This window comes from Stenotrophomonas sp. 86428_Sma (genome assembly GCF_056481585.1).
Genome location: NZ_CM151156.1, coordinates 2430191 through 2452956, shown reverse-complemented (window position 1 = coordinate 2452956; position 22766 = coordinate 2430191). Strand labels below are relative to the sequence as shown.

Here is a 22766-nt window from a genome sequence, read left to right as displayed (position 1 = left end):
AGTTGGGCTATCTACTTCACATTAGCATAAACGCTAACATATCATAAACGCTAACTTAGCATCAATGCTAAGCTGCGTGTCATCTGACCCCGGCCCAGCCCCATGCCCCGCCCCCGCCCCAATCCAAACAAAAGTCCGGAAACACTTCGAGCCATCGAAACGCTGCTCCTCTGGGAGGGGCAAGTCACCAATGAGCGAGTACGCCAAGTGTTTGATCTGCATATCACCACGGTAAGTCGATTGCTAACCCAATATGCTGAACTCAATGGAGGCGGCCTTGAGTACCGAAGCCATGTGCGCGGATACGTGGCGATGTCTGGCTTCAGACCCCTCCTAACCGAAGGGCTGATCGAAGAGTACCTTGCGTTTGAGCGCCCCCAGGAAGCTACAGGCTTTATCGAGAGCTCCCAGCTTATCCTCGGCGGCGTTGAACGACGCCACTTCGCACTGCTTAATCGTGCCTGCAGAGAGGGCAAGGGGCTCGTTGGCGAGCACCGGTCCATGCGCAACCCAGCACCTCGCACCAAACGACTGTTCCCTCATGCGCTGGTGCAGGCAGGCAGGCGCTGGCATGTTCGCGCATTTGTCATCGCCGAGGACGAGGCGGAAGCCGGACGCTTCCTGGACCTGTCTATAAATCGGCTGAGCGGCTTGAAACAGCTGGCTGATCCTCGGCCAGAGCGGGCCGAGCCTAGCCAGGACGCCGCCTGGCAGACACAGGTAGAGCTGTCGATCGTCCCCCATCCGCATCTGACACCAGATCAGAAGGATATGGTGCGTATCGAGTATTTCGGAGGTAAGGCAGCCTACAGGTTAAGAACCCGTGCCGCACTACTCCAATACCGACTACATGAACTGCGCTGCGCCACCGATGCAGAGAAGGAGCCGCCGAACGAATTTCACCTCTGCGTCGACGATCCAACCGCGATCCAACCGTGGCTATTTGGCGAGCTGAATTAGCGGATGGCATGATCGTAGCCAAACTTGAGGCCCGGCACGGATACCGCGCTACCCCTGCCTGGGTAGCTACCCTACATAGGAACCGTATCAGATGGACGCCATTGGCATTCAAAGCCAATTCTCCGTCTGTACCTCAATGATCAGGTCGATGAGCCGTGCCCTCGTGTCCCTATCGATCGAGCGCCAAATGCAAACTACCGCCCCAGCTGCGGCATGGTCCGGGGCATTCAACTCTAGCCCTTCGCTTACTCGGCATTGAGGTGACCAATCCCTACCTAGGCGATTACTGATTGCCCACTTCATAAACTCATGGCACTCTGGGTTGGCATCATTCTGGTCACAGGGGGCCAGGTATGGGCAGTCTGCATCAAATCCACAGTCGCAACGGCCGTATCGGTGCCGGAACCGATACGAAGCCAGAGGATATCGACGCTATCGTCACGGCGCTTCGTAAGGACGGGCGTGGTCATTTGCTGCTTTACTTTCACGGGGGCCTGGTCGACAAGGCCGCGGGTATCGGTATTGCCCAGCGACTTGAGGGGCGCTTTTCTCAATCGGCCTATCCGGTTTTTTCCGTGTGGGAGTCGGGTTTCGTTGAAACGATCCGCAACAACCTGCGCGAGCTGCCGGATGAGCCGGTATTCAAGAATCTGGTGCGCAAGGCGCTAGAGTACGCGCTCCGCCGCTTGGGAGGTAGCAACGGCGCCCGGACCATCACGCCGGGCAACGTCGATGCAGGGAAGGTCCGCCAGGCAGTTGATACATATTGGAGCGATCCCAGTCGCAATCACGTGCCCTACCGTGATTTCAAACCTGTAGTGGGGCCCTCAGGTGCGCGTGCGGCGAGTGCGCTGATCGACGACGCCGAGATCGAAGCCGACTTGCAAACCGACAGCGAGTTTGTGGTCGCCATGCAAACCCTGCCAACCGCGTTAGACGAAGCACGCGATGCATTCATCGGGGGCGGAGCGAGCGTTCGAGATACCCCGTTCTCGCAGGCGGTATCAACGCAGGTCGCCGGGGTCGAGGGAGGCCGCGGGTTGATCGTCTGGTTCAAAGTTTCCCTTCTGGTGAAGCGCATCCTGCAGGGTGTTCTGCGTCGGTACGCGGATCAACGCGATCACGGCCTGTATGCAACGGTCGTAGAGGAAGTGTTGCGTGGTGTTCATTTTGGTGGCAGTGGACTCAATGAATGGGGCAAGGCACTCCAGTGGAACCGCATGAAGCAGGACTCACTCGATGCGTTCGGCGACGGCTCCGACCTGTATGCCGGAACTGCGCTGCTGGAGCGGCTGCGTGCCGCCCATGCCTCTGAAGGGCTGCTATCGAGGATCACTCTAGTCGGCCACAGCACTGGCGCCGTCTACATCGCCAATTGGCTTGACAAGGCATCAGAGCTTCTGCCGGCCGAGATTGCATTCGACGTCGTGTTCCTGGCGCCCGCCATCACCTACGAGCGCTTTGCCGCCACGATCACCCAACATGGCGATCGCATCCGTCACTTCCGCTTGTTTGGCATGCGCGATGAATTCGAACGGGACGATCAGGTCGTCGGAGACGACTCTAAATTTCCCAATGGGCAGGACTGGAAGCGCTTCATCTATCCCAGCTCCCTCCTCTATCTGGTGTCGGGTGTCCTCGAATCGCGCCCAAATTCCGACGGAACGCTCGTCGACGAACCGGACATGCCGCTGCTGGGCATGGAACGCTTCTTCGCTTGGCACCACATCTACTCAGATAGCAAGTTTCCCGAAATAGGTGCAGTCCGCGCGTGGCTCGGAGCTGCACCGAACCGTACGATCTGGTCCAAGTCCCAAGGACAGACAGCAGGCTTGAACAGCACAAGCATTGATCACGGAGCTTTCGACGACGACGAAGATACGCTGCTCAGCGTTGAGAGCCTCCTCGGCGGATGCTGACATCTTCGAGAGCACGCCAAAGGTGCCCTTGTGTACGCAACAGGGAGAGATGTGGACATGCCGCGAGATGATCACTACGCGATCGTGCTGACAATTAACCGTTATCCCGGCCTGAGTGACCTCCATGGACCTGAGAACGATGGCGAAGAGTTCCGGCAATGGCTCCTCGATCCGGAGTACGGCGACCTGGACACCCGACGTATCCAAGTCATACGGTCGCAGGATTATGGCGTGGCAGCGACCCCGGACGACGCAAACCCGACCGAGAAGGAGCTCAAGAAGGCGCTTAATCTATGGCTGCGCACCCCGAACGGATGGCATGACCGCATTGGACAGCGCTTGTATCTGTTCTTCGCCGGACACGGGTTCACAGCCGGTTCGGCGATTCACGACCCGGCACTATTCTCGGCCGTCGCGCAAAACGGCGACACGGCGCATATCGCCGTCCTGCGTTATGCGTCGAAAATCGCCAACGCGGGTTTCTTTGATGAAATCATCCTGGTAACGGACTGCTGCCAGGACGTACTCAAGGCGAGCCAGGTGCTCGAGCCGACTTGGACCCCGCCGGACCGGCAACGAACGGCACACGTCCGATTGTTCCAGGCGTATGGAGCGCCGCGGGGACGTCAGTCCTTTGAGCGCAACATTGGCCCGGCCGGGCAGTCTCGCGGCCTGTTCACTAGCGTCCTACTGGACGCGCTGCGCAGCGCACCGCCTGACGCCGACGGATGGGTGACGGATCGCGCCGTCGCGGACTACTTCCAGGTGCTATGGGCCGATCGCTACGAACAGGAAACCGGATACACGCCACCACTGACTCCCGCAACGAAGCGGATTCGAATATATCAGCGCCCGGCGTCGGCGCCAGCTTCCGCGCTCCCACGCCGGGTTGCCGTCGACCTGAGCCGCATCATTGCTAAATTCGCGGCCATCGACCGGCAACCGGATCCTGACATCTCACCTTACCCACCCGCGCCGCCCACCGACATGACGCCAAATGGGCAGCTACGCAGTAGCCAGCTTCGCCAGCTCGAGCATCCCATCGTGGAGCTGACCCCGGGTCTGCATCTCGTCGTTACACCAGGGAATCTACCCGACGTCGCCTTCGAGGTTCCCTACCCGGTGCTGCCAGCTGCAGGCAACACCCCTCCCGTTGCTGCACCTATCGACATGCCCGCTTTGCGAACCGACGAGGTTGCAGCGCAGCCGGTGGTGTTGAGGACGGACAATCCCAACGCGCAGATCACGGTGCTCGATGCTAGCTACGCTCGTGTCAGCATCGGTACGGGAGTGGTCTCGCTGTCCTTAGCTCCGGGACTCTACAAAGCCCTGGTGCACGTCGGGGCCGAATCGGCGCAATCGCTGTTCGTTGTTGCGGATGCGCCCCTCGACCAGCGGTTGCCCGGGCCCGAATTTTCCGCGGCTGCGCCCGTCATCGGCACGTCAACCACGCACCAAAATCAGTCCCTTCATGCCGCTGAATACTCGATGATTCCGACGGAGCCAAGCCGCGATCTCAGCGAAATCGGTGAGGTCTTTGTCTTCGCGCGCGACTCCAGTTTCAGTCCCGACGGCTCTCTAAACCCCGCGCCACCGTGGCGGCAGTGGCACCTCAGTTCCCTTGTAGGGGCAACCTTGGAGGAGCGCCTCATCCACAGTGGTACGGACGACAGGCTCGGCTACGCCTACCTCAAATTAGCAGCAACAGCTGGCAGCCTCGCACTGCGAACGGCCAGCCCTTGGGACGAGTCGAATGAAGACGGACTGGTCGTCCCGGTGATTAAGGGGTGGCGTACCGAGATCTACCTTGACTGTACCTCAGCTCCGCCAACCCCTCCGATGGTGGACACTCAGGGCGCACGAATGCTCGACTTGGCGACTGCCTCCATCCATCTGGTCCGGATGGGAAGTGCGTCACTGCTGTTCGATCCGATCGGGCTTGCGACGGAGGCGGCGCGAGCGCAGCTTACAGTCGGCCGGGAGGTGGCGGTGCCATCAACCGAGCAAGCAATGGCCAGCCCGATGTGGGCCTTGTACGCGGCCCTCGCTGCCTTCCAGCGGGGCGGGCAGCACATCGATACCGTTGGACAATGCGTTGCAGCCGTTCCTAAGGAAATCAGGGAGGGTCTATCCGATTTTGCGGTGCTCGCGCAATGGCTAGGCCTATCGAACGTGGCCCATCCGCTCCGTAACCCACCCGCGCTGGCGGCCTCATGGAGCCTTGCCTCAAAGCTGGAGGCGCGAGGCGGACTGGCCTCCGAACTGTTCGAGGAGATCGGCCAATGGCGGTCCGGTGGGAGTCTATGGACTCTCTGGCAGCGTTCAGTTGATGACCGCTGGTTGTTGCGAAATCGGCTTTCTGACCAGGCTATGGGCACTCTGAAGGGTAATGCACAGGGGATTGACGACGCGGCAACCCCGCAAGTGCTCGCCCCCGCCTGGTCACTGGACACCTGGGTTCCGGTCGAAGACGGCCTGAGGTGTCCTAATCCCACCCATAGCCCCTTCCAGCAAGCACTCCGTCGGCGTCTTCTGGATGCGCTGGCTGAGCGCCACACCGATGCCGACAGCGGCGCCTTCACCACTGTGTCGCTGCCACCCGAGTCCGATGTCTTCGCCTTGGCAGCGGAGCTCATGCTGTCGCCGATATACGCCATGGCCGCCTATAGCAAGCTGTATGCGGAAGCCCGCCGCCAATCCGACCTGGGCCCTCTCATCGAGTGGGTAACGGTGAACGGAGATGAACCCGACCCAGACTCGACAGCCACCAAGTCGAAGCGCAGCACTCACCTGCAATCAATGGACGACTACTGAGAGGCGAATCGTAAGCGCGGCCTTCACGCGAACCCCATCCAAGTATTCTTAGCGGTGTCTAGGCAAAGTTGTCCCAAGTCACTGCCGACCTGCGTTGCCAGCCCGAAGCGGTTATAGGTCAAGAATCTAGATGAGGTGCGACGCCCGGCCTACAGGATGACATCCTCCCGCGTGTTAGGCGGCTCTCAAGTAGCGCCATTTCTTGGTGGTCCTTGTGCCTTCGCTGTGGCAGTTTGCGATTCGGACCTCACACTACTCACATAGAATGCTGAAATGCCGGTAAGCGCCAATCTCGCCTACGACCTTCTCAAGACCGTGAGCAAACTGGAATTCCAGCTCCGACGGCACGGGGACTTCTTCCGGAAAGACCGGACGGGGCAACCGACGTCCGACGTGGCTTGGCGCAAGGTGCAAGAGCGCGTCCGAAAGTTGGGCGACGATTTCGCGTCAGAGGTTCCTGAGTCGGCGCGTGCGCGCCTTCTCTGTCAACGCGATGAGCGCCCCATGAAGCAGATGATTATTGAAGAGAACGGGAACTTGGTGGCCCGCTTTTGCCCCTGCCCATTGGATGCCGAATCGGATGCGGTCGCGCTGGTGGAAGCCATGCGGCAAGTCCGCAACAACCTCTTCCATGGTGGCAAAGAAGATTCGGAAGTGGATCCGTACGAAGAAGACAACGATTGGGTCTACGCCGCGACGCAGGTTGCGATTGCTCTCCAGCATGCGTTGTCTAACGGACGGCTCGACAATCGCGAATGAAACCACCTCACGAAACTCTCGGGACGGCCCTAGGCCGTTGACGAGCGTGCAGCAAGGGGCGACGCGGCGATTGGCATAGCGCTAGCTAAGGCGAGGGGTGCCGACTAAACGCAGCATTGGCCGGGGGCATTCATGGTAGGTCGGTCACATCAGATCCGTAATTCTGAGATCATCTGGGTCCGATCTTCTGAACCAGGCACGCTTGCGCGCCAAAGGCCGATGCTCGAATGATCGCGCACCTCGTCGAACTATCTCTCGCCCAAGGAGCTCAATAGCTGACTGCTTCCATGATCCTCTGGATGTAGTGACTAGTACGACCTTTTTCCCAGGGAACATGTTGCTCCTAACAAACTCCCAAGCCGGCGGCGCTGGGCAACCACGCCAGATGGGTGTTCCCAAATAGATAGCGTCATAGGGAGCTAGATCCATCCACGCGGGATTTATCCACGCGTCATCAAGACCCCCATCAGCCATAGCATTCACCCACCCGGCCAAGCCCAATGAGTAGTCAAATGCTTCGACAGCACGCAGATCGGCGTGTAACTGGTTCGCCAGATAACTAGAGGCTAAGGCGGTGTGCCCAGAGCGAGAGTAGTAGACCACCAGGGCATCGGGTAAAGGAGATCTCGATGGGGCCGGCGCCTTTAGCTTCTGAAGTTTCTCCAGCCTTCGTCGCGCTGCCCACACGACACAGCAATCAATCACCTTGATCCCAGCGGCAAGCGCGACGATGACTACGACGAGCTTGGTGATTAGCATCATTCAGTACTCTCCATCATGCACTCCCGCGTTACTTCTGTAGTCGCTCTGCGAGGTACTGCACTCAAGGACATTGCATGGTCGAACACCCGCGATCGTCGCCACCTACTATAGCGAGCGGCTAATAGTGAAGCTTCCGAACACCGGCGACTGGCGCTGGCCATAGAACTCCCGGGTGCTGTGGTAACGCGCCATTGCGAATCTCCAGCGCCCGCGCATCACCGCGATGCCGTAGCCGCCTTGGGCGACCACGTGGCGCTTGTCCACGCTGTGGCTGTTGCGGAAGGTATTGCCGTCCAGAGTGATGTCGCGGATTACCCATGCCGCGTCGGTGGTCGCAAACAAGTGCCAGGACCAGCCGCTGAGGCGGCCACCACGGGTCGGCGCGGTGTTCTCGCCGGCCGGGCGCAGCGGCGTGCTGCCGAAGTCGTCGGGCAGCTTCCAGCCGAAGCGCACTTCGCCACCGGCGTTGGCCTTGGTTTCCAGGTTGCCGATCGCACCGCCATAGTGACTGATCGCATCCCAGCCCCAGCCGCCGGCATTGACACTGGCATCGGCCGGCCAGCGGCGCATGCGCTCGTGGGTCAGCATGAACACCGGCTCGTTGTGCAGCTGGTTGTCCCAACCCTTGAACTTCTCGTCCCCTAGCGCGTCGTGCACGGCGTTCTGCACCTGCCTGCCCTGGGCCCAGGGCCCGACCACGCCCACGGCCAGCTGGGTGGTCTGCAGGCGGTCGCCGCTGCGTGCGTTGAAGCCGAAGCTGGCCAGCAGCACGCCGGCATACGGCCGGTCATCCTCGATCAGGTCGCGGCGGGTCGGGTCGGTGGGGGTGAAGATGGCCTGGCCGATGCTGAAGATCATGTTCTGCTGCTCGAACCTGCCGGGGTGCAGGCCTTCCAGGTACTGGTTCACCCAGCGCGCCATGCGCGGCAGGCACGGGTCGGCGGTGTAGTCGACCAGGTTCGGCGAGACCAGGGTCAGCTGCGCGCCGTTGGTATAGCCCTGGTCTTGGTGGCGGCCACCGAACAGGTCGTTGTCGACGCGGAAGCTGATCTGCGGCGGGTGATCGCGCATCGCGTCCGGGCCACATTGTTCGGCCGCCTGGGCCACCGGGGCTCGGGCAGCGGCCAGGAACACGAGTGCCGCCATCACAGACAACCGACTAAGCGCCAGTCTTTTCATGGGCTTGCTGCCATTTGACTCAATGTGAGGTTCAATTGAAGATCTAATGCGCTGTCGCAGTAGACCCGGAGGAAGGGGTTTGAGCCATACACCAGGCCATCAGCCGGCCGCACGCCAATTGCTTTCAAAGGCGGCGCATCCCTGCAGCAGTATCTAGCGCTCTTGGGCTCGCCAAGACGTTCGCCTGAGCAAGAGATCGTCCAGGCCCTCCCCTAGTGCCGCAACAGCCGGCGCCCCAGGTACTGACCTAGACTGAAGGGCACGTCACCTCGCTGCGAAGCAACGTCAGCCGCTCAAGATGGACGTTTCAGAATCACAGTCAGTTTGTTGATCTCTGACTGAGAGAATGGCCACCCCGCCAGCAACTCCGCATCATGTGAGGTGGGGCATATGCGCTCAGCGGGCTCGCCAGATGCGTCCAGGAATGACTCCGGTCGCAGCGAGTTTTGTGGAAGGCTCCCAATCGCAGGGCTAGCCTCCGTGCTGAGCACGGAGGCACCACCGCACTAGCTACTTACGCCGACCTATCCACGCCGAAATGGAGCTACGAAGCAATCTAATGGCCCAGACTGCGACAACCGACGCTCCGATGAGGCCTGTGACTGAGTCCAGCCACGTCACGTCCCAGATCATCCCCACGACAAGTGCAGTAATTGCGAGTGCCGTTACAGCGGTGTCCGTAGCGACGTGAAGATAGGCCGCACGAAGATTGGGACTCCTGCGCGCATCGGCCCCCTTCTCGTCAGCATGGCGCTCATGCGGAACGTGGCAGTGATCAACCGCAGCACCTTCGCGATGGTAGGCAGAATGTAGCCACCGCGCTGAGAATATATTTGTAATCAAACCCGCAACGGCGATGGCAAGCGCTTCTGAGTACTGAACAGCCTCTGGCGCATGGAGACGCTCCGTCGATTCATAGGCCATCGAAGCGGCAATCCAAAGCATGATCATCGCGCTTACGCTCGCCGCGATGAGCTCAACCGCTAGCACCCGAGCCGCGCGCTCTGGGCGGCTCTGATTCCGCTCAGCGTACCAAGCGATAGAAAGTGCGAACAGGAGTACCAGCACGTGAGAGCTCATGTGCCAGCCATCTGCGAGAAGAGCCATCGAGTTGAAGGCCCATCCTCCAGCAATTTCGACGGACATCATGACCGCAGTGAGAGTCGCGGCCTTCGTAATTGCCCGTGCGTTGCCGGTGCTCTGTACGCCCTGCAGAGTCCGCTCGTGCATTGCGTTGGGGGGAAGCAAGGACATGGTCGAAGACTCCAGGCTCTGAGCGAAAATGTATACGCCGGTGGCGTACTGTCAGGAAGTACCGCCCCTTGCATGCAAGGGGCGGCATTTACACTGCTTAGGAGAGAACGCCGCTGAGTCGTGCAGCATGCGCGGACAGCGCATCCATGAGCGGCGGGTTCAACACGTCGTACGGCTCCAGGGACAGAGCCTTCAGGCGGCTACGGACGCCGTCCATCTGTTCCGGCCTTGCGCCGCCGCCTTCGATGATCGAAGACACGAATGCGGCGAAGCGCGGTTCTTCCCAGCCCTTCTGTTCGGACAGTTCAACGTGAATGAAGTCCAGGCCGTAGAAGGCATGGGACTTGTTCTCGATGCGGCCAAACATGTGGACACCGCAGTCCTTGCACGCGTGGCGCTGGATGGTCGCAGCCGGATCGACAATCGCCAGCTTGTCGGCATTCGCCGTGATCGAAACGGTATCGCGGGGAACGACACCGACCACGGAGAAGATGGCGCCTTCCGGCTTCCAGCACTTGGTGCAACCACAGGCATGGTTGTGGGCCACATTGCTTGCGACGGAGATCTCAACCGGCTTGTCAGAGCACAGGCACTTCAGCGTGCCGCCCTTGAAGCCGGCGGTTCCGGCAACGACGCCGGAATCGACCGAGGGATGGATAGTTTGGTGTTGCATGGACTTAAACTCCTATTGTTGGAAGTGCAGCACCGGTTGCCCGGTGCTGCGGTGCATCAGTAGTTGATGACAGTACGAATGGACTTGCCTTCGTGCATGAGTTCGAAGGCTTCGTTGATTGCTTCCAGGCCCATCGTATGGGTCACGAACGGAGCCAGATCGATCTCACCCCGCATGGCGTCTTCGACCATGCCAGGCAGCTGGCTACGGCCCTTCACACCACCGAAGGCGCTGCCAATCCAGCGACGACCGGTCACGAGCTGGAACGGACGGGTGGAGATCTCCTGACCAGCACCGGCCACACCGATGACAACGCTCTGGCCCCAGCCGCGGTGTGCACACTCCAGCGCCGAACGCATCACATTGACGTTGCCGATGCACTCGAAGCTGTGATCGACGCCCCAGCCGGTCATCTCAACGATGACTTCTTGAACCGGACGGTCGTAATCCTTCGGGTTCACGAATTCGGTTGCGCCGAACTGCTTGGCCAACTCGAACTTGGACGGGTTGGTGTCCACTGCGATGATGCGACCAGCCTTCGCCTGACGAGCACCCTGGATCACCGCCAGGCCGATGCCACCGAGGCCGAACACGGCCACGCTGTCACCTTCCTGCACCTTGGCCGTGTTGTGCACCGCACCAATGCCAGTGGTGACACCGCAACCGAGCAGGCAGACGTGCTCCGGATTCGCTTCCGGATTGATCTTGGCCAGAGAGACTTCGGCCACGACGGTGTACTCGCTGAAGGTCGAGCAGCCCATGTAGTGATACAGCGGCTGGCCGTTGTAGCTGAAGCGGCTGGTGCCATCAGGCATCACACCCTTACCCTGGGTGGCGCGTACGGCAACGCACAGGTTGGTCTTGCCGCTCTTGCAGAACAGACACTCACCGCATTCTGCGGTGTACAGCGGGATGACGTGATCGCCGGGCTTCACACTGGTCACGCCCTCGCCCACTTCGACAACGATGCCGGCGCCTTCATGGCCCAGCACCACCGGGAACAGGCCTTCAGGGTCATTGCCCGACAGGGTGAATGCGTCGGTATGGCAGACACCAGTGCTGGTGATCTTCACCAGTACTTCGCCCTTCTTCGGCGGAGCAACATCGATTTCGACGATCTCGAGCGGTTGACCGGGACCGAATGCAACGGCTGCACGGGATTTCATGTGAGTTCTCCTTGGGTGTAACGAGATAAGTGCGACAACGGTCTTTGGGGCGAGCTTGATCAGTGGTACATCGGGCGCGCCGCCCCTGGCGCCGGCTCTAGAACGCGTTTCAATCAGGTCGAATGCGCCTACAGCATTCTTCTTGGCGAGCTGTTGGGACCAAGTATTGGACTTCGATGGATTGCTGTATATGGAACAGATTGGATTTCATAATTCCTTGCGTTGGAATTGTTGACTCGCAGCTCCGCCCCTGCGACGTCCCCCCGACCTGAGTAGTGGGCGGGTTTAGAATCCAGTGCTGATGGTATCTTTCTTCGCCGCCAACTGCGCGGCGTGCTGGGCGGGTGTTAGTCCGCCAAGCGCTCTTTTGGGCCTTTCTTCGTTGTAGTCGCGCCGCCAGCTTTCGATGCTGGTACGGGCATGAAGCAATGTCGGGAACCAGTGCTCGTTGAGGCATTCATCGCGTAAACGCCCGTTGAAAGACTCCACGTAAGCATTCTGGTTCGGTTTGCCCGGCTCGATCAGACGCAGGGCAACTCCCTTGTCGTGAGCCCAGGCCACCATCGCCTTACCGCAAAACTCCTTGCCGTTGTCTGTCCTGATCACTCGTGGCAAGCCGCGCTGCATGGCCAGTCTGTCCAGCACCCTGGACACACCTTGCCCGGAAATTGCCCGCTCCACTTCGATGGCAACAGCCTCGTGGGTGGCGTCGTCTACGATGGTCAGGCACTTGATCACCCGGCCTTCCGCGGTGCGGTCGAACACGAAGTCCATCGACCACACCTCATTGGCAGCGGACGGCCGCAGGAGGGGCTGGCGCTCGCCTACCGGCACCTTCTTACGCTTTCTGCGACGCACCTGCAGGCCCGCTTCCTGATACAAGCGCTCCACTCGCTTGTAGTTCACGACCAGCCCTTTCTGTCGCAGTTTCAAATGGATCATGCCCACCCCGTAGCGTCTGTGCCGATGCGCCAGCGCGGCGATCTGCTCGCGCAGCTCAACGTTGTGGTCGGCCCGAGGCTCATAGCGCAGCGCGCTAGCGCTCATCCGCACCACCTTCAGCGCCCGCCGCTCGCTCAACCCCTTCTCGACCATGCTCCGCACCAGCAGCCTGCGCGCCGGTGCGGTCACCACTTTTTTCGCAACGCATCCTTGATGACGTCGTTCTCGAAGACCTGTTCTGCCAGTAGCTTCTTCAGGCGTGTGTTCTCCGCCTCCAGGTCCTTGAGCCGCTTGGCGTCGGGCACGCTCATGCCGCCGAACTTGCTGCGCCACAGGTAGTACGAGGCCTCGCTGAAGCCGTGCTGGCGGCAGAGGTCCTTAATGGGCATGCCGGCCTCGGCTTCGCGTAGGAAGCCGATGATCTGCTCTTCGGAAAAACGCTTCTTCACGTCCAATCTCCTTGTCATTGAGGATTGGACTCCAAACCGCTTCGCTACTCAATCTCGGGGGGACGTCGCCTCAGCTCGCCCGCATCAATGCAACTTGAGGCGAGGCTCCGTACTCCGTCCCAATGCGTCTGCCAGCATGCGCGCAACCACCCGGCGTGTACCGAACAGGCTCCTCTGGTGCATGCGATACAGTGAGATGTAGAACATCCTGGCCAGCCAGCCCTCGACCTTGAATGACCCCATGAGGTTACCCATCAGCGTGCCAACGGCGCCCTCCCTCGACAGGGACACCAGCGATCCATAGTCTCGATAGGTGAAGCTGGGCAGCGGGCGTCCCTCGATACGGCGGGTAATCGCCTGCGCAAGGAAGTGAGCCTGCTGATGAGCGGCCTGTGCCCTGGGGGGAACGTTTGTACCGCTGTGTCCATTCGGGCAGGCTGCACAATCCCCGAATGCGAAGATGTTCGGATCCTGCGTTGTCTGCAGCGTTTCAGATACCTCGAGCTGGTTGATGCGATTGGTCTTTAGGTTCCCGAGGGATGCAAGGAAGACGGGAGCACGGATGCCCGCCGCCCATACCTTCAGCCTCGCAGCAACCTTGATGCCATTGGCGAGTTGCAGGCCCTCTTCATCCACTAGGGTCACAGCCGAGCCACACATGACACGAACGCCTTCATGTACAAGTCGCTCGGCGACCGGCAGGCTCACGCGCTCTGGCAGAGCTGGCAGCACTCGCGGACCAGCCTCGATAAGCGTGATTTTCAGATTCTCGGGAGAGATCTTGTCCAGCCCATAAGCGCTAAATTGCCTTGCAGCATCACGCAGCTCGGCCGCCAGCTCGACACCGGTGGCGCCGGCGCCGACGATCGCAACCTCCAGTGTTTCTGACTTGCCGCGCGCTTGCGCGCCCATGTACTCGCTCAGCAGCCGCTTCTGGAAAGCAATGGCGGCATCGGGATCGTCCAGGAACAGGCAATGATCCGCTGCACCGGGAGTTCCAAAGTCGTTCGTTCCGCTACCCACGCTGATCACCAGGGTGTCGTAGGAGATCGAGCGACGGGGCGCAATAACGTTGCCCTCCTCATCGTACAGTGGGGCAAGCTCGATCTTTCTGGACTTCTGATCCAAACCCGTCATCCGCCCCAACTGAAACTGGAAGTGATTCCAGCTAGCCTGGGCGAGATAGTTGAGCTCACTTTCTGCGGCATCCAACGCGCCTGAGGCAACCTCGTGAAGAAGTGGCTTCCACAGATGCGTCATCCGAGCATCGACAAGAGTGACTTTTGCTCGCCCTGAGCGCCCGAGCTTCCGGCCCAGCTGCGTAGCCAGCTCCAGCCCTCCGGCCCCACCACCAACAATGACAATACGATGCATTTTGATTCCCCAGGTATTTGAGTTGCCAGCGACGCCCACGAGCACTTCATGGCCCAGGCATCTAGACGTTGGTTAGTTCAGGACCTCAACGGAATGGAAGCGGAGCTGACCATCCCAATCCTTGTCGACGGCTACCTGCGCTCGTGCACGGCTTGCTTCGAGCGCTGCGAAGTCAATGTCAGCAATCGCCCACTCCTGATCGTCGGAGGTCGCTGCGAGCACGCCGTCACTGGGGAAGCCATGGTCCATCGGTGAGAGGATCATTGCCTCACCGGTGTTGACATCAAGCGCTTCACTCCAGTCGGCGACGCCAGCGGTGACCGCCTTTGCCACGAACATCCGATTCTCAAGCGCTCGCGCTCGGCACCCAACATCGACACGGGTGGCACCGGCGTCGGTGTCGGTGCAACTTGGCACCAACAGCAAGCGCACCCCTGCCTCCTGCTGGAGGCGAACAGGAAGCGGAAATTCGCTGTCATAGCAAACCGCAATCCCGACACGCTTTCCGTCCTGCTCAAACGCCGCGATGCGATCGCCAGGCTCGATGACAACTGCCTGCTTCTCGAAGCCAGTAAGCTGAAGCTTGTCCTGCCATCCGCTGCGACCATCAGCTGTGAACCACCAGGCACGGTTGCGATACATCCCATGGGATGTTGCGGTGAGGAACGTTCCTGCCTGGATGGTCATTCCCAGTTCGACAGCCAAGGTGCTATAGAGCTCACACCATGCGCTCTGATAGATCTGGAGCGACTCCAGGGTGGACCTCAGGCTAAGCTGAAGAGCTTCTGGAAGAGTCGAACCCAGTTCCAGCGACAGGTATTCCGGAAGTACTGCAAGCTCAACTCCTTGTTCCCGTGCGTCATTCAGAATTCGGCGCTGGCGCGCAGCGAACTCGGCAAAGGTCTTCGGACGACCGATCACGTACTTAGCTGCTGCAATCTTCATGTAACGTCCTCCAAGGAACGGAGCCAAAGTGAAAGTGTCTGCTCGGTTTCGTGCGTGGCCCCATGCTGCCGCCAAGGAAGAGCGACCTTCATCGCGCTCTGTTGTGCATACCCACGGCGAGTCCAGAAGCCTTCATTGCTTCGATATCCAGGTGGCCTAAGCGGATCAGTCTCCGACCGAACCACCGACGCGAAAGAAGACCACTTGAAGCCCTTTCGTCGGGCTTGCTCCTCTCTTCGATCAAAGAAGACGTGGCCCAAGCCAGCTCCTCTGTACTCCGGCCTCAGTACGGACTCCCCGCAGTAGAAGACTTCTTCTGGCCGGGGACCGTGCTCCTGGAAGGGACGAATGAAAGCGGCATCGGCGCTCAACAAAGGAAGGCCAGTCGATGCACCTACAACGTCCCTTCCATCCCTGGCCAGGACAACGATGCCCCCGTCAGACGTCGCATAATTGCGGAGGTAGTGACGCTCATAGTCCATGTCTCCTTCGTACAGGTAGGGATAGCTACTGAATATCTCGATCCGCAACTGAGCGACGCGATCGAGCCAGTCCTCGATTTCGGTGCCGACCAGTACCTCTACTCGCACGTTGGTAGCCATTTCAGGGCGCCTTGTGGACCTGGGAAATCCAGTCCTCCAGGTTGTAGTAGTTGGTGACGCGCGCAATCTTTCCATCACGGATGTCAAAGAACGCGCCACCGGGAAGAACATAGATCTGCCCTGCCGCTGCAGGGAGACCTTCGTCCGTGTGGTGGTAGAGTCCGTGCACCACGTACTCCGCGCCGGCACGCGCACCATCGCTGCTGTACATCACCACGATGTCGTGAAGCTGCTCGCTGTAGCAGGAATCCATGCGGCTCAGGAACGCGCGGAATGCGTCGATCCCTACTTCGCGACTCCCCTGATTTAGATCGTGCACAACGTCATCAGTGAGCATCGAGAGCATCGCGTCGCGATCACCGCGGTTGAATGCCTGGTAGTACTCTTCGATGTAGTTGAACTTGCTCATCAGGTTCTCCGGTCAGGTGAGGGTGTGGAGGAATTCTGGAGACCTGAAGAATTGTTGTATATGGAATTGATAGGATTTCATAATTCCCTGAAATGGAATAATATGAGCCCAACGACCATGGGGGCCTTGAGATGAACAGCGAGCTGGATCTTCTAAAGACGTTTAGGGCCGCGGCTGAGGCGCCGAGCTTTCGTGAGGCCGCTGTTCGACTGGGAAGCTCTCCTCAGGCCATCACCCGAGCGATACAGGCCCTTGAAAGTCATTACGGGGAGCTGTTGTTCCACCGAAGCACACGCCAGGTTCGCATCACGGCCTTTGGGGAGGATCTCTTACATCAGCTGCGGCCGGCGCTTGAGGGCTTAGACAAGCTGTGGCGCCCGCGAACCAAGGCGACGGCCTCACAGATTGTGGGCACAGTCCGAATTAGTGCCCCTCACAGCATGGGCTCCAGGGCAGTTCTTGCCGCCTTGGATACAGTGACCCAAAGTCACCCGGGAATTGTCTTGGACGTTCGCTTAAGCGATCGGGTTGCAGACGCTGTCGATGAAGGGATCGATGTCGGAATCCGCGTCGGCTTCATGCGTGATAGCAGATTCATTGCGAAGAAGGCAGGAGAGATGCGACTGCACATCGTTGGCTCCCCCGCACTTGTAGAGAGAATCGGAGCACCAGCGGAGACTAGCGAGCTCTCGCGGTTTCCACTGGTTGCATCGGTGGACATCAATACAGGCAGGCCCTGGCCCTGGTACCTGGCTGGAGGCGTACAGGTGGCGCCGACAGCACCGGTCTTCATTGCAGACAATGCCGACATGGAGATGGCAGGGGTCATTGCGGGCTTGGGGTTTGCCCAACTTGCTGATTACATGGCTGCCCCACTCATTCAGTCAGGTGTTCTGCAGCGTGTGATGGAAGAATTCGATCCTGCGCCGTGGGGCTTGTACGTCTATCGGCCTCAACGCGGCCCAGTCTCACCTCGCGTCAGAGTAGTTTTCGATGCACTCCATTCCGCCGTCGGAGCACTACCAAGCCTTACGCAGATGGCGCCCTCCCCCACCTCGGCCCTAACGCCATCCAAAGCAGGGAAGCGCTAATGCCGAGTCGCTTGGCCGCTCTCTGATACGGGATCTGGCCGCCATGAGCGCCAGGGACGCTCATGGTGGCCAAAAGAGCGTCGGGTCAACCCGCGCGGGCGAGTTCCTCAGCCAAGAAGGGGGCGGTACGGCTTCTCTTCACGCGAGCGACCTGTTTTGGAGTTCCTGCCGCCACGATCTGCCCGCCCGCATCACCGGCACCTGGACCCACGTCGATTACCCAATCCGCCTGAGCAACGGCACGCATGTCGTGCTCAATCATGACCACCGTATTGCCGGCATCAACGAGCCGCTGGAGCTGCACAAGCAGCCTATCCGCGTCCGAGGCATGGAGGCCCGTAGTGGGTTCATCCAGGACATACAGTGTCCGCCCGCGCTGGCTTCGTTGAAGCTCTGTGGCCAGCTTGATGCGCTGCGCTTCACCACCCGATAGCTCGGTAGCCGGCTGGCCCAGTCGAAGGTATCCAAGGCCAATCTCCTTCAGCAACTGAAGTGGGCGAGCGATCGCGTCCTCATCGCCAAAGAATTCACGTGCATCCTCGACAGTCATCCGCAGAACGTCTGCAATGTTCTTACCGTTCCAAAGCACCTTCAGCGTAGCTTCGTTGTATCGCGCACCGTGGCACGTTGGGCACGGTGCATAGACGCTAGGCATAAACAGCAGCTCGACGCTCACGAACCCCTCCCCTTCGCACGTCTCACAACGTCCCTTGGCCACGTTGAAGGAGAATCGACCTGCGTCGTAACGTCGACGCCGCGCATCTGGTGTTGCGGCAAACAGCTTTCGAACATGATCGAAAAGGCCGGTGTAAGTCGCGAGATTCGATCGCGGCGTCCGTCCGATTGGCTTCTGATCAACCTGGACGAGACGCTGAATAGCATCGACATCTCCGCCGAGGTGTCCCCCTGTCGTCTCGATGACGGTTGGCCCGTCTGCTGCCCCCGTTTCCACCGCGTCGTCTTCAGGCTCGTGTCCAATTTGAAGCATCATCAGCTCCGGCAACGCTTGGGCGACGAGGCTGGACTTGCCCGATCCCGAAATCCCGGTCACCGCGGTGAGGATGCCCAGAGGTATCTTCGCATCAATGCGCTTCAGGTTGTGACGCTGGATGCCCTGAAGTTCCAGCCAACCACTCGCTTGACGCTCTTGGCCACTAGGGGGCGGGACCTTGTCAAAGAGGTACAACGCGGTACGTGACTCGTCGATGTCACGAAGACCATCCGGCTCTCCGCTGTAGAGCACTTTGCCGCCCCGCTCTCCCGCCTCAGGCCCAACATCCACCAACCACTGGGCACGGCGCATCAGCTCCAGATCGTGCTCCACAACAAATACGGAATTACCACCGTCGCGGAGGCGGTCCAAGGCGTCATAGAGAGCCTGGCTGTCGGAGGGATGAAGACCTGCCGACGGCTCGTCCAACACGTACACCACGCCAAAGAGCAGCGAGCTCAACTGCGTGGCGAGTCTCAATCGCTGCAGCTCGCCAGCGGACAATGTCGGCGTAGCGCGATCCAAAGTTAGATAGCCAAGCCCAAGGCCACGCAACTGACTGATTCGGCTCATCACTCCACTAGCGAGGCGCTGCGCGGCCAGGCGCTTCTCCTCCGACAGCGCTGAGGTGCGGCGGACGTCAGGAGACACCGCGTGGACCGCCCGCCCACTGGCCGCCCTATCGGCGCGATCACGACGGGTGGCTTCCTTGTTCGCCTTGCCCCCGCCAGCATGAGCACTGAAGTCTCCTTGAGAAATGGGCTCGAGCAGGGAAGCCAGTTGGTCAAGAGGCATCTGCATGAATTGACCAATGTCCACACCCGCAAATGTCACTGACAGCGACTCTGCCTTAAGGCGCTTGCCATGGCAGGTGGGACAAAGCTTACCCTCCATGTATCGCGATACGCGGCGCCTCATCAGGGCACTTTGCGTGTTAGCAAACGTGTGCAGGACATACCTACGGGCGCCAGTGAAGGTTCCCATGTAGCTCGGCTCAGTTTTACGCTTCAGGGCCGCACGCGTCTCCGCCGGCGTGAACCCAGCATAGACCGGCACAGTGGGCGACTCCTCGGTAAACAGAATCCAATCGCGGTCTTTCTTGGGAAGGTCCTTCCAAGGCCTATCAATGTCGTAGCCCAGCGTCACCAGAATGTCGCGAAGGTTCTGCCCGTGCCATGCAGGTGGCCACGAAGCAATGGCACGCTCACGGATGCTCAGCTTTGGATCCGGCACCATGAGGGCCTCTGTCACCTCGTACACATGGCCAAGGCCATGGCAGGTCGCGCATGCGCCCTGGGGAGTATTGGGTGAGAAGTCCTCGGCATAAAGCATAGGCTGATCAGCCGGATATGCTCCCGCGCGGGAATACATCATACGAATGAGGCTGGATAGCGTGGTGACGCTACCCACCGAAGATCGCGCATTGCTGGCACCACGCTGCTGCTGCAGCGCTACTGCCGGCGGGAGTCCATCGATGGAGTCAACATCAGGGACGCCTGCCTGATCGATTAGGCGTCGAGCATAGGGAGCAACGGACTCAAAGTACCTCCTTTGAGCTTCCGCATAGATTGTCCCGAATGCAAGAGATGACTTCCCGGAACCGGATACACCGGAAAAGACGACCAGTGCGTTGCGAGGAATTGAGACATCAACGTCTCTAAGGTTGTTCTCACGCGCACCGCGCACCTCTACAAGGCCGCTTGCTGCGACACTGCAGGAAGCTTCACCGAATGTGGCGTTTGGCATGTGCATGTCTCTGTAGGTTGTAGACGTTAAGTTCAGCTGGATCACTGGCCCGAAGAGGGATCGGCTTCGGTTTGCGATGCCTCTTCATCCAAGGCTCGCTGCCATGCCTGTCTCTCAGCCAAGGCGCGCTCAGCTCCCCGATCAGTGGGCCGATACCAGTTCGGCCTCTCCACACCCTCCGGCAGGTACGTCTGTCCAGCTGCGTAGCCGTCTGGCTCATGATGCGCGTAGCGATATGCTTGTCGATACCCCATCTGCCTCATAAGCTTCGCTGGAGCATTCCGAAGATGCATGGGAACTGGTAATGATCCGTGCTCCTTGACGAAGGCCCTTGCTAGATCCCAAGCCGCATAGGACGCATTCGACTTGGGGGAGAGCGCCAGATAGGTCGCAGCCTGGGCCAAGACAATTTCACCTTCAGGAGAGCCAAGTCGCTCATACGCCTGCGCAGCGTGGATGGCCAAGTGCAGAGCGCCCGGATCAGCATTTCCGATATCTTCGCTTGCCATAACAATCATTCGACGTGTGACCTGGCTCACGTCCCCGCCCCCATCCAGAATGCGCGCTAGCCAGTAGAGGGAGGCGTCGGGATCAGAGCCACGCAGTGATTTGTGAAACGCGGAGAGCTGCCAATAGAACTCGTCCCCGCCCTTATCGAATCGACGCAGTGACGGGCTGGTGGAGCGCTTGGCAAACTCAAGATCCACCTCTTCCACCCGCTTCTCAGAGGCCGCAGTTGAGACCTGCTCGAGAAGATTCAGGAATCTGCGGCCATCACCATCAGCGAAGCCCTTCAGCAGCTGCAATGCGGGATCGGAGAGGTCAACGCCTCGCAAGTGAGGTCTGGCGCGTTCGTAGAGCTTCTCAAGATCTGCGTCAGACAGAGGCTCAAGTGTGTACACCTGCGCGCGCGAAAGCAGCGCCGAGTTAACGGCCAGTCCTGGATGCTCTGTGGTGCCGCCCACCAGCGTGAGTAGCCCTGATTCAACGTGAGGTAGCAGCGCATCCTGCTGGGCCTTGTTGAACCGGTGAATTTCGTCGACGAAAAGTACCGTGGAGCGACCGCGGACGTCGAGTTCGGCCCGCGCATCATCAATGGCCTGCCTGATGTCCTTTACCCCGGCGAGTACGGCGGAGATCGCAATGAAGTGACTGTCAGTCACCATCGCTGCGAGGCGCCCCAGGGTGGTCTTACCGACGCCCGGGGGCCCCCACATGATGAAGGAGTGCAGACTTCTTGCTTCAAAGGCAAGACGCAAAGGCTTCCCCGGCCCCAGCAGGTGTTGCTGCCCAACGAACTCGTCGAGAGACTTCGGTCGTAGCAGTTCGGCCAGTGGTGCCCTTGGTTTCGCTGTGAATAGATCTGCCAAGGTGTTCTCCTTCGGGAAGTCAGTTGCGAGTGTGCATTCAGAGCGTCTTGGCCCCTATTTCAGCTTCCCATCCAATGAGCCGCTTGTGGCATTGCTTGCTTTTTCACGGAGGATGATGCGAGCCCCTCTGTATCCAACGCTGTGATTCCATACCCAGCTCATTGCGACGCTCAGGCGATTTCGCACTCCGATAAGGAAGTAGATGTGAGCGAGCTTCCAGATCCACCATGCGATTCCTCCGCTCAGCTTTAGCTTCCCCATATCGATTACTGCAAGGCTGCGTCCAATCGTGGCGAGGTTGCCCTGGTGCCGGTACTTGAATGCAGCGGTCCTCCGCGCCCCTGTTATCAGCCCTTCAATCTGGCCCGCGACGTACTTGCCTTGCTGCTTGGCCGCCGGCGCGATTCCAGGAACGGTCTTTCCGTCCGCAGTGGCTGATGAAGCAGTGTCCCCGATCACGAAAATGTTGGGGGAACCAGGCACCGTTAGATCAGGGCCGACGATTGCGCGCCCCGCCCGATCTGATTCGGTGTCGAGCCAACGTGCGGCTGGAGACGCCTGAACTCCCGCTGCCCAGACGATTGTGGATGCCGCCAGCTTCTTGCCATTGAGCATCACCCCATCAGAGGCGCACTCGGTGACAGGGGCCCCCAACAAAACGGATACCCCAAGCTTCTCGAGGGCGCGCCTCGTGTACTCGGAGAGCTTTTCAGGAAAGACGGGGAGCAGCCGCGGACCCGCCTCAATGAGAAATACCCGGGTTTTGCTGGGATCAACTGACCGAAAGTCATCCTGCAGCGTGCCACGCGCCAGCTCCGCGATGGTTCCGGCAAGCTCGACACCTGTAGGCCCACCACCAATGATCACAAAGGTTTGAAGGGCCTCTCGAACCTCGGGATCATTGCAGAGCTCCGCTTGCTCGAACGCGCTCAAGATCCTGCCTCGAATGGTTGTTGCATCCTCCAGGCTCTTCAGGCCTGGAGCGTACTTCGACCATTCGTCATGCCCAAAGTAGGCATGTGTTGCTCCCGTAGCGAGCACAAGGGTGTCGTAAGGGTATCGAGTGCCGTCCTGAAGGATCACTTGGCGGGCAGCTTTATCCACACCCTCGACCTCCGCCATGAGGGTTCTGACCTCCGGGCGGTCACGGAACAGATAGCGGATCGGCCATGCGATCTCCGACGGTGACAGTGACGCACCAGCCACCTGGTAGAGCAGCGGCTGGAACAAGTGATAGTTCCGCCGGTCAATGATTGTTACATCGACATCCACTCCTTCAAGGTGCGTGGCGGCCTCCAGTCCGCCGAAGCCCGCCCCAACGATCACAACTTGATGACGATTTCTGGAGGTCTTGATCACGG

At 59.8% G+C, this 22766-nt stretch carries 18 protein-coding genes; 5 read left to right on the top strand and 13 right to left on the bottom strand.

The genetic code is table 11. The features are described from left to right. The first annotated feature begins 102 nt into the window (after positions 1–102). From ACZK3J_RS11325 to ACZK3J_RS11310, 4 genes are all read left to right on the top strand, one after another. On the top strand, positions 103–960 hold the full coding sequence (locus ACZK3J_RS11325) for a BrxR family helix-turn-helix transcriptional regulator (protein WP_146027645.1): 858 nt from the start codon (positions 103–105) through the stop codon (positions 958–960). A gap of 353 nt (positions 961–1313) precedes the next feature. Continuing rightward, positions 1314–2879 (top strand): hypothetical protein, encoded by a 1566-nt coding sequence (locus tag ACZK3J_RS11320; protein WP_478476949.1) that lies wholly within the window; start codon positions 1314–1316, stop codon positions 2877–2879. A 57-nt stretch (positions 2880–2936) separates the two neighbouring features. Then, positions 2937–5693: a caspase family protein gene (locus tag ACZK3J_RS11315; RefSeq protein WP_017354471.1), complete on the top strand. Its 2757-nt coding sequence runs from the start codon at positions 2937–2939 to the stop codon at positions 5691–5693. A gap of 504 nt (positions 5694–6197) precedes the next feature. Further along, positions 6198–6452 (top strand): hypothetical protein, encoded by a 255-nt coding sequence (locus ACZK3J_RS11310; RefSeq protein WP_239669690.1) that lies wholly within the window; start codon positions 6198–6200, stop codon positions 6450–6452. Positions 6453–6596: 144 nt separating this feature from the next. On the opposite strand, the gene ACZK3J_RS11305 is transcribed toward ACZK3J_RS11310, so the two are convergent. From ACZK3J_RS11305 to ACZK3J_RS11260, 10 genes are all read right to left on the bottom strand, one after another. Beyond that, entirely contained in the window at positions 6597–7211 is a 615-nt protein-coding gene (locus ACZK3J_RS11305; protein WP_157804745.1) for a flavodoxin family protein, read from the bottom strand. A gap of 108 nt (positions 7212–7319) precedes the next feature. Beyond that, positions 7320–8360 (bottom strand): lipid A deacylase LpxR family protein, encoded by a 1041-nt coding sequence (locus tag ACZK3J_RS11300; RefSeq protein ID WP_017354473.1) that lies wholly within the window; start codon positions 8358–8360, stop codon positions 7320–7322. Positions 8361–8903: 543 nt separating this feature from the next. Beyond that, positions 8904–9647, bottom strand: a complete 744-nt coding sequence (locus ACZK3J_RS11295; RefSeq protein ID WP_049400906.1) for a cation diffusion facilitator family transporter — start codon at positions 9645–9647, stop codon at positions 8904–8906. A 97-nt stretch (positions 9648–9744) separates the two neighbouring features. Beyond that, the gene (gene gfa / locus ACZK3J_RS11290) at positions 9745–10320 is read right to left on the bottom strand and encodes an S-(hydroxymethyl)glutathione synthase (protein ID WP_005413334.1); all 576 of its coding nucleotides are present in this window, start codon (positions 10318–10320) and stop codon (positions 9745–9747) included. A 56-nt stretch (positions 10321–10376) separates the two neighbouring features. Further along, positions 10377–11486 (bottom strand): S-(hydroxymethyl)glutathione dehydrogenase/class III alcohol dehydrogenase, encoded by a 1110-nt coding sequence (locus tag ACZK3J_RS11285; RefSeq protein WP_005413335.1) that lies wholly within the window; start codon positions 11484–11486, stop codon positions 10377–10379. A gap of 285 nt (positions 11487–11771) precedes the next feature. Beyond that, positions 11772–12895 (bottom strand): IS3 family transposase gene (locus ACZK3J_RS11280; protein ID WP_197635070.1). Its coding sequence is split into 2 segments (ribosomal slippage): positions 11772–12619 and positions 12619–12895, totalling 1125 coding nucleotides; the frame shifts between segments, so codons are not numbered across the junction. A 66-nt stretch (positions 12896–12961) separates the two neighbouring features. Then, on the bottom strand, positions 12962–14251 hold the full coding sequence (locus tag ACZK3J_RS11275) for an NAD(P)/FAD-dependent oxidoreductase (protein ID WP_037590709.1): 1290 nt from the start codon (positions 14249–14251) through the stop codon (positions 12962–12964). Positions 14252–14323: 72 nt separating this feature from the next. Continuing rightward, positions 14324–15196, bottom strand: coding sequence for a carbon-nitrogen hydrolase family protein (locus ACZK3J_RS11270; protein WP_017354476.1), 873 nt, complete (start codon positions 15194–15196; stop codon positions 14324–14326). After that, complete coding sequence (locus tag ACZK3J_RS11265; protein ID WP_017354477.1) at positions 15193–15798, bottom strand: GNAT family N-acetyltransferase; 606 nt, start codon at positions 15796–15798, stop codon at positions 15193–15195. Before ACZK3J_RS11265 ends, ACZK3J_RS11270 begins: the two co-directional genes overlap by 4 nt. A gap of 1 nt (position 15799) precedes the next feature. Then, positions 15800–16207 (bottom strand): ketosteroid isomerase-related protein, encoded by a 408-nt coding sequence (locus ACZK3J_RS11260; protein ID WP_017354478.1) that lies wholly within the window; start codon positions 16205–16207, stop codon positions 15800–15802. A gap of 131 nt (positions 16208–16338) precedes the next feature. Between ACZK3J_RS11260 and ACZK3J_RS11255 the strand changes: the two genes are divergently transcribed. After that, positions 16339–17298, top strand: coding sequence for a LysR family transcriptional regulator (locus ACZK3J_RS11255; RefSeq protein ID WP_017354479.1), 960 nt, complete (start codon positions 16339–16341; stop codon positions 17296–17298). An 85-nt stretch (positions 17299–17383) separates the two neighbouring features. Here the strand turns inward: ACZK3J_RS11255 and ACZK3J_RS11250 are convergent, their stop codons facing one another. Genes ACZK3J_RS11250 through ACZK3J_RS11240 form a run of 3 tightly spaced genes read right to left on the bottom strand, consistent with a single transcriptional unit; the run spans position 17384 to position 22764 of the window. Beyond that, entirely contained in the window at positions 17384–20035 is a 2652-nt protein-coding gene (locus ACZK3J_RS11250) for an excinuclease ABC subunit UvrA (RefSeq protein ID WP_478476947.1), read from the bottom strand. Positions 20036–20076: 41 nt separating this feature from the next. Next, positions 20077–21405 (bottom strand): replication-associated recombination protein A, encoded by a 1329-nt coding sequence (locus tag ACZK3J_RS11245; protein WP_005413341.1) that lies wholly within the window; start codon positions 21403–21405, stop codon positions 20077–20079. A 54-nt stretch (positions 21406–21459) separates the two neighbouring features. After that, positions 21460–22764, bottom strand: coding sequence for an NAD(P)/FAD-dependent oxidoreductase (locus tag ACZK3J_RS11240; RefSeq protein ID WP_026070508.1), 1305 nt, complete (start codon positions 22762–22764; stop codon positions 21460–21462). Positions 22765–22766: the final 2 nt, after the last annotated feature.